The organism is Sphingobacterium spiritivorum (genome assembly GCF_016725325.1).
GTDB lineage: Bacteria > Bacteroidota > Bacteroidia > Sphingobacteriales > Sphingobacteriaceae > Sphingobacterium.
This window is the reverse complement of the sequence record NZ_CP068083.1, coordinates 5,120,614-5,135,302: the sequence shown is the minus strand read 5'-3', so window position 1 is coordinate 5,135,302 and position 14,689 is coordinate 5,120,614. Positions and strand designations below refer to the sequence as shown.

The following is a 14,689-nucleotide window of genomic DNA, read 5'->3' as shown; positions in this document are numbered from 1 at the left end:
CCAATTTATGCAACAGTGCCATTCCGGGACCCTTTGTCCAATAATGTTGGAAGGAAGATGTATTTGTACGATATCGCTGCGGTGCTGCCTGCATGATCAATTATCTAATGTCCAGTTAACATAATTTGCTTCGGCCAGTAGCTGACTGTTATGATAAGTGAATTTCCAGTCTACATAGTCCATAGCGCATGCCTCCGTATCGCTGCAACAAAAGTGACGGTTAATCAGAAACTGCATCCGGAATGATCCTCTATGGCTGTTTTCATCCCATTGGAAGTTTTGTATATGAATCTGCTCCAGTTGGGGGGCACCATCACGATCGGCTAACTGATCCACTATCTCTGCTTTAATCACTTCCCAATTTTCAGGAGGTATATGTGCAATCAATTGTTGTGGTTCCTCCTGAATCTTACGGAGTTCGCTCGTATTAATGGTAATCTGTATCTGTAAATTTTGTACGCTCATATGCTAATGCTTCTTCTTTTTCCTGCCAACCCGGTAGCAGGCGATCCAATTGCTGCTCCTGCTCTTTTTTAGAACTTGTTTGTACTGTCAATAATGCTCTGATCACAATATAAGTAATATAATCTGTCGGCTGATCTGTAAGTGCTGTATCAAAAGTCAGATTACAGCTCTGTTTATCTGTGTTATACCAGTTGCTGCGTAACTTACGTATCAGAATCTCGCCACTTAATAAATCAAGTTGTTCTTCCCAATGTCCGACCAATTGTATAATCAACTGAAGTAAAAGGGTCTTCTTTAGGCTGTTGATTGACCTGTCATTCCATTGTCTGTCATTAGTGTTGAGGTATATACGAAATCCTTTGATATAGGGTTGTGAACAGTTTTCCTGATGATGCACAAAATGAGGGATGCCAAATATGGGTACGGGTTCAATAGCCTCCGCGACATTAGATTTCTGGCGTTGTAAAAGTTCTGCACCATGTGTCCTGATATAACTTTTTACGAATGCTTCATCGGCATGGGCAGGTACCTGCAGTCGTACAAATGAACCATCCTGTTCCAGTACCTTAAAAGTATCATGGACAGAAGGTACCCACTCATACCATATCCCATCGATTTCGATTTTCATATGCAACTAAAATAAAGTATATCCGTGAATATTAGGGAATCCGGCCTGTAAAAAATATAAAATCGTTACCTTTTATTGTATTAAACTTTTATTAAGTTTGTCTCTCAGCGATTTGCAAACGATGTTTGACGGATAGTTGATATAACAATTAAAACAAATTACAGTTGTATGAAAAAGTATGTAGCTATGGCAGTTTTGCTCATGGGAACGGGGAGTACATTTGCACAATCCACAAAAGCAATTAATCCTGATTTTATGGATAAAAGCGTCCGCCCTCAGGATGATTTTTACAGTTATGTAAATGGTAACTGGATGAAAACCGTAAAAATTCCTGCTGATAAAGCAAGATGGGGATCATTTGAGGAATTGCGCGAAAACACAGATGAAGCAACTTTAAAAATTCTGAAAGAATCGCTGACCCAAAAATTTGAAAAAGGTTCAGACGGACAAAAGATTGCGGATCTGTATCGTTCATTTGTAGATTTCGATACCCGTAATGCAAAAGGGATTGAGCCGATCAAACCTTATCTGGCAAAAATCGATGCCATTAAAAATTTCAATGATCTGTATAAATACCTATTAGAGGTTGCGCCCGAAGGTGGTAATCCGTTTTTCGGAGCAAGTGTTTACGCGCATATGAAAAACAGCAGCATGAATGCAATCTATCTGGGAGCTGCAAATCTGGGACTGGGACGTTCTTATTATCAGAAAGTTGATGAAAAGAATACACAGACTCTGGCAGATTATTCTGAATATATTTCAGCTTTAAACACTGCTGTAGGCCAGCGTACAAAAGACCTTAAAGGACCTAAAGTTGTTGCTTTTGAAAAAGAGATCGCTTCCCGTTTAAAAACTATTGAAGAGTCTCGTGATGCACAAAAGCGCTATAACCCTGTTGCAGTAAAAGATCTGAATAAAATGGTGAAGAATATTGATATCGCCAAATACATTTCAGACCTGGGATTCAAAGCCGATACAGTTATCATATCCGAATTGAAATACTATCAGGAACTGGATCAGCTTCTGAAACCTGAAAATCTTGCTCAGATCAAAGAAGTGCTTCGTTTTCATATTATGAACAATGCTGCTGGTTTATTAACAGCAGATCTGGATCAGTTATCGTTCAACTTCTGGGGTAAAAAGTTAAACGGACAGCAGGAACAACGTGCTTTAGATAAAAGAGGACTGGCGTTTGTAAATGCAAGAGTAGGAGACCTGTTAGGAAAAGTATATGTTAAAGATAATTTCCCGCCTCAGGCTAAAACTGCAGCAGAAGAAATGGTACAGTACCTGTTGAAATCATTTGAGGTGCATATCAAAAATCTGGCATGGATGTCTCCTGCTACAAAGGAAAAAGCATTAGAAAAGCTTTCTAAATTTAATGTGAAAATCGGATATCCAAACAAATGGAAAGATTATTCGAAATTAGCCATTGGTACTTCTTTGTTTGAAAATGCATTACATGTCAACAAATGGGCTTTTGAAGAGAATCGTGCAAAACAAGGTAAGCCTGTGGATAAGTCGGAGTGGAGCATGACTCCTCAGACGGTCAATGCATACTACAGTCCGTTGTTTAATGAGATTGTATTCCCTGCTGCGATCCTTCAGCCGCCATTTTATGACTACAGAGCTGACGCAGCCATTAACTTTGGCGGAATAGGCGCTGTAATTGGTCATGAATTGTCACACGGATTTGATGATTCAGGAGCACAATACGATGGTAACGGTAATCTCAATAACTGGTGGACAGCAGAAGACAAAGAGAAGTTTGATGCGTCTGCCGATGCATTGGTTAAGCAATTTGAAGCTTTCGAACCTGTACCCGGAGTATTTGTAAACGGCCGTTTTACATTAGGGGAGAATATCGGAGATCTGGGAGGCGCATCTGTAGCATTTGACGCACTGAAAATGTATCTGAAAGATAAAGGTAATCCGGGATTAATTGACGGCTTTACACAGGAGCAACGTTTCTTCCTGTCATGGGCAACAATCTGGAGAACAAAAACTACTGATCAGTATGTGGTTAATCAGGTGAAAACTGATCCGCATTCGCCTGCTCAGTACCGTGCATTTGCACCTATTGTCAATATGGATGGTTTCCATGAAGCTTTCCAGACGAAAGAAGGTGATAAAATGTATGTGCCTCAGCAAAATAGAATTGTGATCTGGTAATCACCGGTCACCTGCATTTAAGCATGGAATAAAAAAAGGGTTTCTGAAGAGTGTATACTCTGCAGAAACCCTTTTCTCATTTTACCTACATGATTTTTCCATCTACATAACACCATACTTTATTAAATTGCTTAAAAGTTGATTTTTCATGATGTATCTGAATCTCGGATTGTGGGTTCATGTAATGGGCTTTGAACTCTACTGTTTGCGGAGTTACATGAAGAATTTCGAGGTGCATCCACTTGTTTTCCTGAGCCCATTGTCTGATGTCTTTTTTGTTTTGAAAACGTCGGGTGGATGGATGAAAACTGTCGTAAATAAAATCCACCAATTCCAGGTAAAACGCTGTGTATCTTGCCCGCATCAATTTTTCTGCAGAAGTAGCTTCCTGAATGTTTTTATGTATATTCTGACAACAATTCGGGTAATCTTCACCACTACCACAGGGACATTTTTGAACCATATTAGCTTTTTAAAAAGCTAATATAAATAGATTCTTTCAGATGACTGCAGATTGGTTTTTGCCGAAGGTGTAAAATGACTGTTTCTGCATGTAATAAAGAAACTAAAATATGCTTACCGTTTTATTTTTACTACCCTAATGTCATGCGATTATCACATCATCTTTTAGTATAAACTATAATGTGTACTTTTACGTTATAGATAAAATTGCTAAATAGAATTAACCCCGTTATGACTTCAATAAAAAATGAACTGGTAGGGAGTTGGAAGCTCCTTTCATATATAGAATTACCCATCGATGGTTCCGATTCCTTATTTCCTGTCGGCAAAAATCCGGAAGGAATACTGATGTATAGTCCGGATGGTTTTATGTCCGTACAGATTATGGCGCAGAATCGTCCTCCTCTTATTTCCGGTGACCGATTTGCAGCAACACAGGAGGAATCACTGGCTGTTATCAATACGTTTATAGCTTTCAGCGGAGCTTATCAGATTCTGGAAAACAGAGTGGTTTCATATCAGATCAAAACTTCTTTGTTTCCGAATTGGGCAGGACAGACACAGGAGCGAACGTTTGATTTTGAAGGAGATGTGCTGTATCTGAAATCTACAGAACCTATTCTCTCGAATGGCGTGATGGTGAACTCGTATATGACCTGGCAGAAGCACAAAAAAGCTCAGTATAAAGAAGCACAGCTAGAGAGACAGACAGATTATTAGGTTAAAGATACCTCGAATAGAAAAAGGGTTCAAAATTTAAATTTTGAACCCTTTTTCTATATATGATTATACGGTGGCCTTAATTAAACCAAGCAAGTACTTCATCTTTTGTAGGCATACTTATTTCCAGTTTCATTTTTTTACGCATTCCGCCAAGATCGTTGAATACCTTGTTCGGATTTGCTTCTTTCAATGCCGGAATAGTCGTAAAACCCATTTTCTGCAATACAGGTACCCAGTCAGCTGGTATACCCAATGCAGTATAATCTTCTGTAGAAGCTACTTTCGTTACTTTTTCAGGGCGCATTTGCGGGAAGAACAGTACATCTTGTATAGAAGCCTGATTTGTCATCAGCATGGCAAGGCGGTCAATACCGATACCGATACCTGCTGTAGGAGGCATACCGTATTCTAATGAACGTACAAAATCGTAATCAATAAACATGGCTTCATCATCACCCCGCTCCATCAACTTAAGCTGATCTTCAAAACGCTCCAGCTGATCAATAGGATCATTCAGCTCTGAATAAGCATTAGCGACCTCTTTACCATTAACCATTAATTCAAAGCGCTCTACCAATCCGGCTTTCTCACGGTGTTTTTTTGTCAATGGAGACATCTCTTTTGGATAGTCTGTAATAAAAGTAGGTTGTATGTAGTTCCCTTCACACTTCTCACCGAAAATCTCATCAATCAGTTTACCTTTACCCATTGCTTCTGTGGTCGGGATATGCAATTGCTTACATATCTCTCTCAGACCCACTTCGTCCATCTCACTGACATCAAATCCGGTATATTCTTTAATAGAATCGTAAATAGAGATACGTTTGTATGGTGGAGCAAAGTTGATTTGATTTTCTCCTACTTGTACAGATGTAGTTCCGTTAGTGGCTAATGCTACTTTTTCAAGAAGTTTTTCAGTAGTTTCCATCATCCATACGTAGTCTTTGTAGGCTACATAAAACTCCAGCACTGTAAATTCAGGATTATGGGTACGGTCCATACCTTCATTTCTGAAGTTACGGCTGAACTCATATACCCAGTCAAAACCACCAACAATAAGGCGTTTCAGATACAATTCGTTTGCAATACGTAAATATAAAGGAATATCTAAGGCATTGTGATGGGTAATAAATGGCCTTGCTGCAGCACCACCCGGAATAGATTGTAATACCGGAGTATCCACTTCCAGAGCTCCCTGTTCATTCAGGAAATCACGAATAGCCGTTTTTACTTTGGATACTTTTACAAAAGTATCCCTGACCTGCGGATTGACTACCAGATCTACATAGCGCTGACGGTAGCGGAATTCAGGATCAGTTACAGCATCGAAAGTCTTACCATCGGCAGATTTTACAACCGGAAGTGGTTTCAATGATTTAGCCAATACAACAAACTGCTCCACATGAATACAGATAGCATCGGTCTGTGTTGTAAAGACATAGCCTTTGATACCTATGATATCACCGATATCCAGTAATTTTTTGAAAACGGTGTTATAGAGTGTCTTATCTTCTCCGGTACAGATGTCATCACGTTTGAAATAGGCCTGAATACGACCGGTAGAATCCTGCAATTCGATAAATGAAGCATTCCCCATTACGCGTCTCGTCATCATACGACCAGCAATACTGACGGTCTTATAGTTTAGCTTGTCGCGGTCATAGTTTTCCAATATATCTGCTGCCGTCACATTGACATCGAATTCCTCGGCAGGATATGGGTCGATTCCCAAATCAATAAGCGCTTGAAGAGCTTGTCTACGTTGTTGTTCCTGTTCGGATAATACAGTACTCATTTATTTTCGATTATTAAGTTGCAAAAGTAGGAATTTTATAGGTAAAATGGATACAGACATTTAAAATAGAAAAATGTAAGGAGGCTGTAGCGAAAGTGGTTTAAAGGCCGTTATATGCTAAAATATGTTTAAATCTTTAGTGCAGACTAAATGACGGTGGATTTCTAATGTATGCAATAATTAATAAATTGATGTTAAATTAGCAAAAAACAATCTCCGCCATTTGTGAAATTACTTCGTAAATACACTGACCAAAAGGAACCCATGAGCCTTCGTAAAGCTCTGGATGACTGTGGTATGGGGCGTGGAGAACGTGGTAAGGCATATGTGTACAAAAAGTATTATGGTTATTTGATGGCCATTGTTATTCGGTACATTAAGCATGAAATGGAATCTGAAGAGGTCGTAAATGAGTGTTTTGTAAAGGCCTTTGCAAAATTAGATTCTTTTAATCTCGATGTGGAGGAGGAACGCTTGGAAAAATCGTTTCGTTCCTGGATAGCACGGATCGCTGTCAATCAATCTATAGACTTTTTGAGAAGTAAGAAGCAAATGTTGATGCTGGATGACGTGTCCGAGTATGAGCTTGTTCCTCATGCTGTACATAATCATTCCTCACTGGAGGTTCAGGATATATTAAAATTGTTGGATGAATTGCCGGAAATTCAACGTACCATATTCAATATGTATGAAGTAGAAGGTTTTTCGCATGATGAGATTGCGTCGCTGTTGAATATTCCGGACAGCACCTCCCGTACGTATCTGACAAGAGCAAAACAGAAGTTAAGAAAATTATATGTAGAGCAGTTTCATACTGCAGATCACAGAAGTTAAGAAATGGCAAAGGATAATAAAAAAGAGTTAATTGATGACATAGCGCATAAGCTACGAGATTACGAATTGCCGTACCGGGAAGGCGCCTGGGAGAAGTTTGCTTCTTTGGATAAAGGAAGGAAACCACGTGTGCTCTGGCCTTACTGGAGTGCAGCTGCAGTGCTTTTAGCTTTAGGTATTTCCTATATGACATACAATACAGGCGATCTGCAGGGAGATAGTACTGGTGTAAGTACAATTGCAAAAAAAGAGAATACAACACAGCATGTAAATCCGGAATCAGAGAAGAATACGCCTTCAGCCGGTATTGAATCTTCAGATGCGAATGTAAATCAGGTTCATCCGAATATCATAAATTCTTCTTCAAAAGAATTGGATAACCGTCTGGCTTCACTTTATGACTCTCAACAGCATGCAACAACATATATTGCTGCAGATCAGTCTGCACGTGTAAGTTTGCCTTTCAACGAGTTGCGTACAGCAGCCCTGTCTACAGATCAGATCAGTAGAAAAGGATCTGAATTGCCGGATAAAACCGGAGCGGGGCTTTCCCATTATAAGGGTCTCTCCGGTATAAAAGCGGATGATGAGTCACAACAGGAGTCTAAATTCAGTCTGAGTATCTTAGGAACGGATAATCAGCAACAGACATTAGCCCATCAGCAGATAAACAGACCTAAAGGTATGGGACGTAAATGGGAACTGGGGGCTTTTGTATCTCCGGCCAGTGCCAGTAGTGAGGTGAGTATGGGTGGAGGACTTTCTGTTGCCTATAGTCTGACTAAAAAACTAAGTGTACGATCAGGAGTTGCCCTTCAGAACTATCAGATGGCTATGGCACTTAATCCCGGGAAACCCTCTTCAGCATCTCCGGCATATATGGATTCTCCTGCATCGAACAATGCTTATCTCATAGATATGTCAAGTGCACAGTCCAGAATGAATCCCAATTTTACTGCGGTATCCGGCTCAGTCCTGACACTGGATATACCTGTTGAAATGAAATATGCGGTAACACGCAATCTGTATACCTCAGTTGGTGTGTCGATGGTGTCCGTATTGCAACAGGAGCGCCTGAATCATTATGTGGAAAACATCAACGGTAATACTTTTGCAGGTAAAAATGCAAATGGAGTAGGAGCGGCCGAATCAAATAATATACAGGCGGTAAATAAAACGGTCAAATCTAATGAACAAAATGTAGAGACTAATGGATTTAACGGTTTTATCAATCTTTCGATCGGACGTAAGGTTCCGATCAAAAAGACGTTTTCAATATCTGTTGAACCTTTTTACAGAATGCCACTGGGACAGTTTAAAAATTCTGACGTTAATTATTCCAATGGAGGAATTAAGGTTATTACGAATTTTTAGTCTGCCCCAAATAAATTTTACAGCTGGTCTATCCTGACCCAGCCCATACCGGCATTGATGGCACCTTGTACTCCCGGATCACCATCTTCCAGTACAATACATTTTTGAGGATCGACACCCAGGTGTTTTGCTGCCAGTAAAAATGGTGCTGGATCCGGTTTCCCTTTAGGCGTATCTCCTGCACAAACCAATGTTTCGAACCGGCCTTCAACATCTATAACCTTAAGTGTGATCTGTAGGGTAGATCTTGTTCCTCCCGATACGACACCTATTCTCTTAACTCCTTCATTAGCCATCAGATGTGCCAGTACATAATCTACAGGCTGAGTGTTCTGAATAAAACGCTCAATAAAAATAGCGGACTTTCGCTTTGAGAATACTTCAAAATCAAATGTCGTTTGATAACGCTTTGCAATCTCTTGTGCTACAGCTATAGTGGGCCAGCCGGCAGTTTCATCGATAAGATCAGTATCCAGATCTACTCCATATTCAGCTGCTGCTGCTTTGTAGGAAAGTTTGTGTGCCAGCATATTATCTGCCAAAGTACCGTCTACATCATATAGTAAGGCTTCATAAGGAGCAGTGATTTCCTGGAGTTTCTGGAGTTTACGTTGGGATTCGGGAGTCATCGTTTGAAGATTGTACTAAATATTATTATGATTAAACAGCTACAGAAAGATTACTCTGCTTCTGTAGCTGTTTTTTAGGATTTGAAAAAATAGTGATTCACTATGCTCTTCTGGAAGATTTTCTTCTCTCTTTTTCTTTAATGATCAGAGATAGCTCGCGTCCGGTCTGTCCGCCGACAGAAGTGTTTTCCTGTGCACGGCGAAACAGATAAGGCATAACAGCTTTTACAGGTCCATAAGGCATGTATTTAGCGACATTGTATCCTGCAGCCGCCAGGTTGAAGCTCAGGTTGTCTGACATCCCCAGTAATTGAGCAAAGAAGATGTGGGGGTGTTGATGACTGATATTACGCTTATTCATTTCTTCAGCCAGTAACTGACTGCTTGCTTCATTATGTGTACCTGCCATTAAACCTATCTGATCAACATTATCCAGACAGAATAGGATCGCTTCGTTATAATCGATATCCGACGCTTCTTTTGTCGGCTGTATCGGAGAAGGATAGCCCTTTTGAGCTGCACGTTCTCTTTCAATTTCCATATAAGCTCCGCGTACTGTTTTTGCACCGAGATAAAAGCCTTGTGTACGTGCATAAGCAAAATCTGCTTTTAGCGAGGCTAATTTGTCATGTCTGTATAGCTGATAGGTATTATATACAATGGGTTTTTCCTTGTTGTACAATTCCATCATCTCTCTTGCGATATCATCAATCACGTCCTGTATCCAGGAGTGTTCGGCATCTACAAGTACTTTGATATCTGCTTCATAACAAGCTTTGCATATACGGTTGGTACGATCCCACATTCGCTGGTATTCGACCGTCTCCATATCGGAAAGTTCTTTTTTAGCATTTACTTTTTCAAACAATTCAAATCTTCCCAATCCTGTAGGTTTGAATACTGAAAACGAAATATAAGGATTGTTTTTAGCTGCGGCTACCGTACGAAGAATCTCTTCACATGTATAATCGAAAACTTCTTCCGTATCCTCACCTTCTACAGAGTAGTCCAGTATTGTACCAACACCATTTTCACCTAATTGCTGAATTGCAGGCGAACATCCCTGTATAGTCTCTCCGCCACAGAATTGCTTGTAAATAGTGTTTCTGATAATGCCTTGTATCGGAAGACCAATATTCAACGAAAAATTAGTAATCGGAGTTCCGATTTTGATCAGGGTATTGCTGGCCACCATTTTAAATAACCAGTAGGCGCGGTCCAGATCTTTATCACTCTTACTTTTAAATGCTATTTCCGTATTATCAAAGGATAATTTACCGGGTGCAGCTGTATTTGACATATTGTAGTTTTAATATGGGGACAAAATTAAACATTTGTTACTTAAAAGACCTAAATATTCCTGTTGGAATGCTGTTTTTTTAAATTATTTTTGTCTTATGCAAACGTTCAAATTAGAGGGAGAGTATATCGCTATGATTCAATTGCTGAAAGCAATGAATTGGGTAGAGCACGGTGCGATGGCACAATGGGTTGTAACAGAGGGGTATGTGAAATATAACGGTGAAGTGGATTTTCGTAAACGTCTCAAAGTGAGAGTCGGAGATATTGTTGAATTTGATGGACAGCAGGTAAAAGTAGTATAAAAAACGTATCTTAGCTTACAATAATTATAAACATGCACGTAATAAACAGCTTAGGGTATCAGGTCGTATTCGATGATACTTTAGCCTCCCTGAGAACTTTTCTAGCAGAGCGCGAATATTCAAAAATTCTGGTATTAGTAGACCGCAATACAAACGATCACTGTCTTCCTATTCTTCAAATGGTCCTTAACGATGTAAAGGATTACGATATTATTGAAGTCGATCCGGGTGAAGAAAACAAGAACATTGATTTCTGTATTGGAGTATGGAAAACCATGCTCGATTTTGGTGCAGACCGTAAAAGTCTGATGATAAATCTTGGAGGAGGTGTGGTGACTGATATGGGAGGCTTTGCCGCTTCGACGTTCAAAAGAGGATTAGATTTTATACAGATCCCAACTACGCTGCTGAGTCAGGTAGATGCGTCTGTGGGAGGTAAAACAGGTATCGATCTGGATAACGTGAAAAATATTATCGGAACATTCACACAGCCACAAGCCGTATTTATCAATACTAATTTTCTCCACACACTGGATAACAGACAGCTAAATTCCGGGTTTGCAGAGGTGATCAAGCACGGGTTGATTTTTGATCGCGATCTATACAATACTATCAAAGGAATGACGGATGTACGTGGTATCAGTACTGATATTATTTTTCGTTCCGTAGAGATCAAAAATGAGGTTATTACTCAGGATCCTACTGAAAAGGGGCTTCGCAAGATTCTGAATTTTGGACACACTATTGGTCATGCGATAGAAGGTTTCTCTTTATTTAACGATGATCAGCCTCTGTTACACGGAGAAGCTATTGCTATCGGAATGATCTGTGAAGGCTATCTTTCGTACAAATTGACGGATTTGAGCAAGGAAGACCTTGACGATATAATCACCACATTCAGAAGCCACTATCCGGATTACCGTATCTCGATCGAAAACTATGACGAGTTTATTGCGTTGATGAAAAACGATAAGAAAAATGCCGGCTCTAAAATAGGATTTGCTTTATTGACAGGTATAGGATCTTGTACATATGATCATTATGTTGAAGAAGAGTTGATTATCGAAAGTTTAGATTTCTATCGGGAACTAATTACATAAAATATGAGGAAAATAATCACACTATTCATTATTTCTGTTGCATGTGTACATCTTGCATTTGCGCAAACCGGGGAAAAAAATGTTTTAATTTTTAGTAAGACTGCAGCATTTCGTCATAAGAGTATAGAACATGGCGCTGCAGTACTTAAAGATCTTTTGGCGAAGAATCATATCACTTCTGATCACAGCGAAGACGCAGGTGTTTTTTCTGAAGATCAGTTAGCAAAGTATGATGCGGTATTGTTTTTAAGTACGACAGGAGATATCTTCAACGATAGCCAAAAGGAAGCTTTTCAAAAATTTATCCGCTCCGGAAAGGGATTTGTCGGAATTCATGCTGCCAGCGATACAGAATACCACTGGCCGTGGTATGGTCAGATGGTAGGTGGTTATTTTGTGAGTCATCCGGCTGTTCAGGAGGCATTGATCCATGTGCTTAATCGTAAACATCCGTCAACAAAACATTTGTCCAAAGAATGGAAACATAAGGATGAATGGTATGATTTCAGAGATATTCAGCCGGATAATAAAATCCTGATGAAGGTTGATGAAAATTCGTATAAAGGGGGTAAAATGAACGGTAACCATCCTATAGCCTGGTACAAAGAGTTTGAAGGTGGTCGTATATTTTATACCGGACTCGGACATACAGAGGAATCGTACGATGAACCAGACTTTCAGCAACATGTGCTGGGAGGATTGCGCTATGTGCTTAAGATAAAGTAGTTATAAGATCTGTTTCTTGATTGCCCTTAGTCAATAAACAGACCTGTTTTTTTTGTTTTTATCTCTAGCACAAGCATTATCGTAGCGGTGCTTGTGCTAGAGATAATATTAGTATAAACCTCTCTGCCCTGCGGGCATCTCTCCTTAAAAAGGAGAGAAAATATTAGCTGATTCTTAATCACTTTTCTGGTAAGCGTCCGCTTGTGCTTATCCAGTTATACATTAATATAATCTGATAAATTGTTATTATCTACTGAAAGAACAGTTGAATTTTGCACCCAGGCTGTACCAAATGCCGGGCATAGGAACGGCTCCAGCCTGTATGTACGTGACATTAAAAATATTCTGTACATCTGCATAAAGACTGATTTTGGTCCAGTTATAGGCTAACTTAAGATCTGACAGGAAATAAGATTTATAAGAAATCCGCTCGCTGAAGCGATTGGAGGTTGTCAACGACCATGCACTGTGTTGTACTGTCAGGTTTGCAATCGCCTGATGGCGCAGACTTTCTATCGCATATTTTGAATCTGTACCCGACTCTTCTTTTTTAATTGATGGGCGGAGATAGTTGTATCCGAGGTTAATGAAATACCGGGTTACATCCTGATCATCTCCAATCTGATAACGTAATGATGCATTCAACCCATTTACTTTATTGTTGCCGATATTAAAGGGTTGATAGGGGACGGTGCTGATTTCTCGTGTCCAGTCAATAAAATCGGATATAGAGCGATAAAAATATCCTCCCTGAATAATAAGGTTATTGTTGATATACTTCACCCCGGTCTCAATCTGATAAGCATTCTCCGAAGTAAGATCGGGGTTTCCTATATTCCCGGGCTGTTTCAGATAAAGATCCGTGAAAGAAGGAATACGCTGACTACTTCCTGCATTTAGTACCAGCTTCCATTTGCTGTCCAGATCATAGCCAAGATCGATTCCGGGAAAAACCTGCCATCCATAGTCCGAATTGTAATTGACATATGTACCTACGTTGATCATCAGATTTTGTATAGCTTCTGTCTTAAATTCTGCATAAGCCCCTTGATTTTCTCTTTTGTGTGTGCCTATATTGGAACTGTTGATCCGTTCCCAACGGGATTCAATTCCTAATCCGAAATCTCCGAATGAAGTCTGGTACACTCCGTTCAGTTCGGCTGTAAGGGAGTTGTTAAAATGTTTACTTCGTGCTTTTGAAAAATCCTGACGGTAATAGCGGTAGTCATCCTCATTGTAGCGATTGCTGATGCGGGGAGATACCGAAAGTTTTTCGGTAAGCTGATGTCTGGAAGATAGGGTTGCAAATGCTGTTTTTACGCGTTCCTGAGATTCCTTATCTCCCGGAGCGGCATAAAACCCGTTTGCCCCAAATTTGTTGTCAATATAACCTGCAGACCAGTTGATATGATCGGAATCTCCGGGATTATATTCACCCTGATAGTACAGTTTATTATTTTCGGAAGCTGTATTGTAGCGCTGTCCGTTTGATTTCTGATAGTTATAAAAGAAAAGATGATTGTGTTTTTCCTGGTGCCATGCGCCTCCGATTTGTGTGCCTGCACCGTAGTATTTTTCTGATGTCTTCTCTTCGTTATCTTTAAAGGAGCTGCCACCATATACGTGTGCTGAAATAAAACTTTCTTTTGGTTTCTTCGTGACGATATTGATTGCACCTGTCAGACTGTTGATTCCATATATTCGGGAAGCAGGCCCTCGGATTACTTCAATACGCTCTATCGCATCCAAAGGGATTGGCAGATTGAGGGCATGGTGCGCAGTTTGCGGATCAGCCATTTTTACCCCATTTACCAGTACCAGTGTTTGTTCAAAACTGCCGCCGTCAATGCTGATATCTGCCTGTGATCCAAAAGGCCCCCGCTGTCTTATATCTACTCCATTTACAGACTGCAGGATTTCATTTAAAGAATTCCCTGGCAATCTTTTTATCTCCTCACTGGTTATAATCTGAATATTTCGGCTTTGCTTTGCAAACGGGATTTGTAATCTGTTTTCACTGATCATGATCTCATTCAGTTTCGTTGTATCCTGACGAGTTTCCATTTCCTGCGTATTTAATGAAGCTTTTTGTCCATATACAATGATGGTGCTGCCTAAGGATAGGAGTATCAGTATTGATCTTAGCATAATCTTGTTAAAAATTTTGCCAAAGCTAT

14 protein-coding genes are annotated in these 14,689 nt (G+C 39.9%); 7 read left to right on the top strand and 7 right to left on the bottom strand.

Annotated elements, in window-relative coordinates:
• Positions 1 to 96 precede the first annotated feature (96 nt).
• Together I6J02_RS21675 and I6J02_RS21670 are read right to left on the bottom strand one after the other, a co-directional pair.
• Entirely contained in the window at positions 97 to 465 is a 369-nt protein-coding gene (locus I6J02_RS21675) for a hypothetical protein (protein WP_201679834.1), read from the bottom strand.
• Positions 428 to 1,093, bottom strand: a complete 666-nt coding sequence (locus I6J02_RS21670; RefSeq protein WP_201679833.1) for a YgjP-like metallopeptidase domain-containing protein — start codon at positions 1,091 to 1,093, stop codon at positions 428 to 430. The genes I6J02_RS21675 and I6J02_RS21670 overlap by 38 nt, the downstream gene beginning before the upstream one ends.
• Positions 1,094 to 1,261: 168 nt before the next feature.
• On the opposite strand from I6J02_RS21670, the gene I6J02_RS21665 reads away from it, so the two are divergent.
• Positions 1,262 to 3,265 (top strand): M13 family metallopeptidase, encoded by a 2,004-nt coding sequence (locus I6J02_RS21665; RefSeq protein ID WP_201679832.1) that lies wholly within the window; start codon positions 1,262 to 1,264, stop codon positions 3,263 to 3,265.
• A gap of 85 nt (positions 3,266 to 3,350) precedes the next feature.
• Here the strand turns inward: I6J02_RS21665 and I6J02_RS21660 are convergent, their stop codons facing one another.
• A complete protein-coding gene (locus tag I6J02_RS21660; RefSeq protein WP_201679831.1) occupies positions 3,351 to 3,728 on the bottom strand; it encodes a YchJ family protein in 378 nt (125 codons plus the stop codon).
• A gap of 230 nt (positions 3,729 to 3,958) precedes the next feature.
• Here I6J02_RS21660 and I6J02_RS21655 point away from each other — a divergent pair, with 230 nt between their 5' ends.
• Complete coding sequence (locus I6J02_RS21655; RefSeq protein WP_201679830.1) at positions 3,959 to 4,447, top strand: lipocalin-like domain-containing protein; 489 nt, start codon at positions 3,959 to 3,961, stop codon at positions 4,445 to 4,447.
• A gap of 79 nt (positions 4,448 to 4,526) precedes the next feature.
• On the opposite strand, the gene lysS is transcribed toward I6J02_RS21655, so the two are convergent.
• Positions 4,527 to 6,245: a lysine--tRNA ligase gene (lysS, locus tag I6J02_RS21650; RefSeq protein ID WP_201679829.1), complete on the bottom strand. Its 1,719-nt coding sequence runs from the start codon at positions 6,243 to 6,245 to the stop codon at positions 4,527 to 4,529.
• 225 nt (positions 6,246 to 6,470) lie between these two features.
• Between lysS and I6J02_RS21645 the strand changes: the two genes are divergently transcribed.
• The gene (locus I6J02_RS21645) at positions 6,471 to 7,079 is read left to right on the top strand and encodes an RNA polymerase sigma factor (RefSeq protein ID WP_201679828.1); all 609 of its coding nucleotides are present in this window, start codon (positions 6,471 to 6,473) and stop codon (positions 7,077 to 7,079) included.
• A gap of 3 nt (positions 7,080 to 7,082) precedes the next feature.
• Positions 7,083 to 8,453 (top strand): hypothetical protein, encoded by a 1,371-nt coding sequence (locus I6J02_RS21640; protein WP_201679827.1) that lies wholly within the window; start codon positions 7,083 to 7,085, stop codon positions 8,451 to 8,453.
• Between the two features lie 17 nt (positions 8,454 to 8,470).
• Here the strand turns inward: I6J02_RS21640 and I6J02_RS21635 are convergent, their stop codons facing one another.
• Together I6J02_RS21635 and I6J02_RS21630 are read right to left on the bottom strand one after the other, a co-directional pair.
• On the bottom strand, positions 8,471 to 9,082 hold the full coding sequence (locus I6J02_RS21635) for an HAD family hydrolase (RefSeq protein WP_201679826.1): 612 nt from the start codon (positions 9,080 to 9,082) through the stop codon (positions 8,471 to 8,473).
• A 100-nt stretch (positions 9,083 to 9,182) separates the two neighbouring features.
• Positions 9,183 to 10,382: a proline dehydrogenase family protein gene (locus tag I6J02_RS21630; RefSeq protein WP_201679825.1), complete on the bottom strand. Its 1,200-nt coding sequence runs from the start codon at positions 10,380 to 10,382 to the stop codon at positions 9,183 to 9,185.
• 97 nt (positions 10,383 to 10,479) lie between these two features.
• Between I6J02_RS21630 and I6J02_RS21625 the strand changes: the two genes are divergently transcribed.
• The 3 genes from I6J02_RS21625 to I6J02_RS21615 are packed head-to-tail and all read left to right on the top strand — an operon-like array spanning position 10,480 to position 12,512.
• A complete protein-coding gene (locus I6J02_RS21625; RefSeq protein ID WP_002994127.1) occupies positions 10,480 to 10,686 on the top strand; it encodes an RNA-binding S4 domain-containing protein in 207 nt (68 codons plus the stop codon).
• Positions 10,687 to 10,718: 32 nt separating this feature from the next.
• Positions 10,719 to 11,786, top strand: a complete 1,068-nt coding sequence (gene aroB, locus I6J02_RS21620) for a 3-dehydroquinate synthase (protein WP_201679824.1) — start codon at positions 10,719 to 10,721, stop codon at positions 11,784 to 11,786.
• 3 nt (positions 11,787 to 11,789) lie between these two features.
• Positions 11,790 to 12,512, top strand: coding sequence for a ThuA domain-containing protein (locus tag I6J02_RS21615; RefSeq protein ID WP_201679823.1), 723 nt, complete (start codon positions 11,790 to 11,792; stop codon positions 12,510 to 12,512).
• Positions 12,513 to 12,758: 246 nt separating this feature from the next.
• Here I6J02_RS21615 and I6J02_RS21610 read toward each other — a convergent pair whose 3' ends face one another.
• Positions 12,759 to 14,660, bottom strand: a complete 1,902-nt coding sequence (locus I6J02_RS21610) for a TonB-dependent receptor plug domain-containing protein (protein ID WP_236582227.1) — start codon at positions 14,658 to 14,660, stop codon at positions 12,759 to 12,761.
• Positions 14,661 to 14,689: the final 29 nt, after the last annotated feature.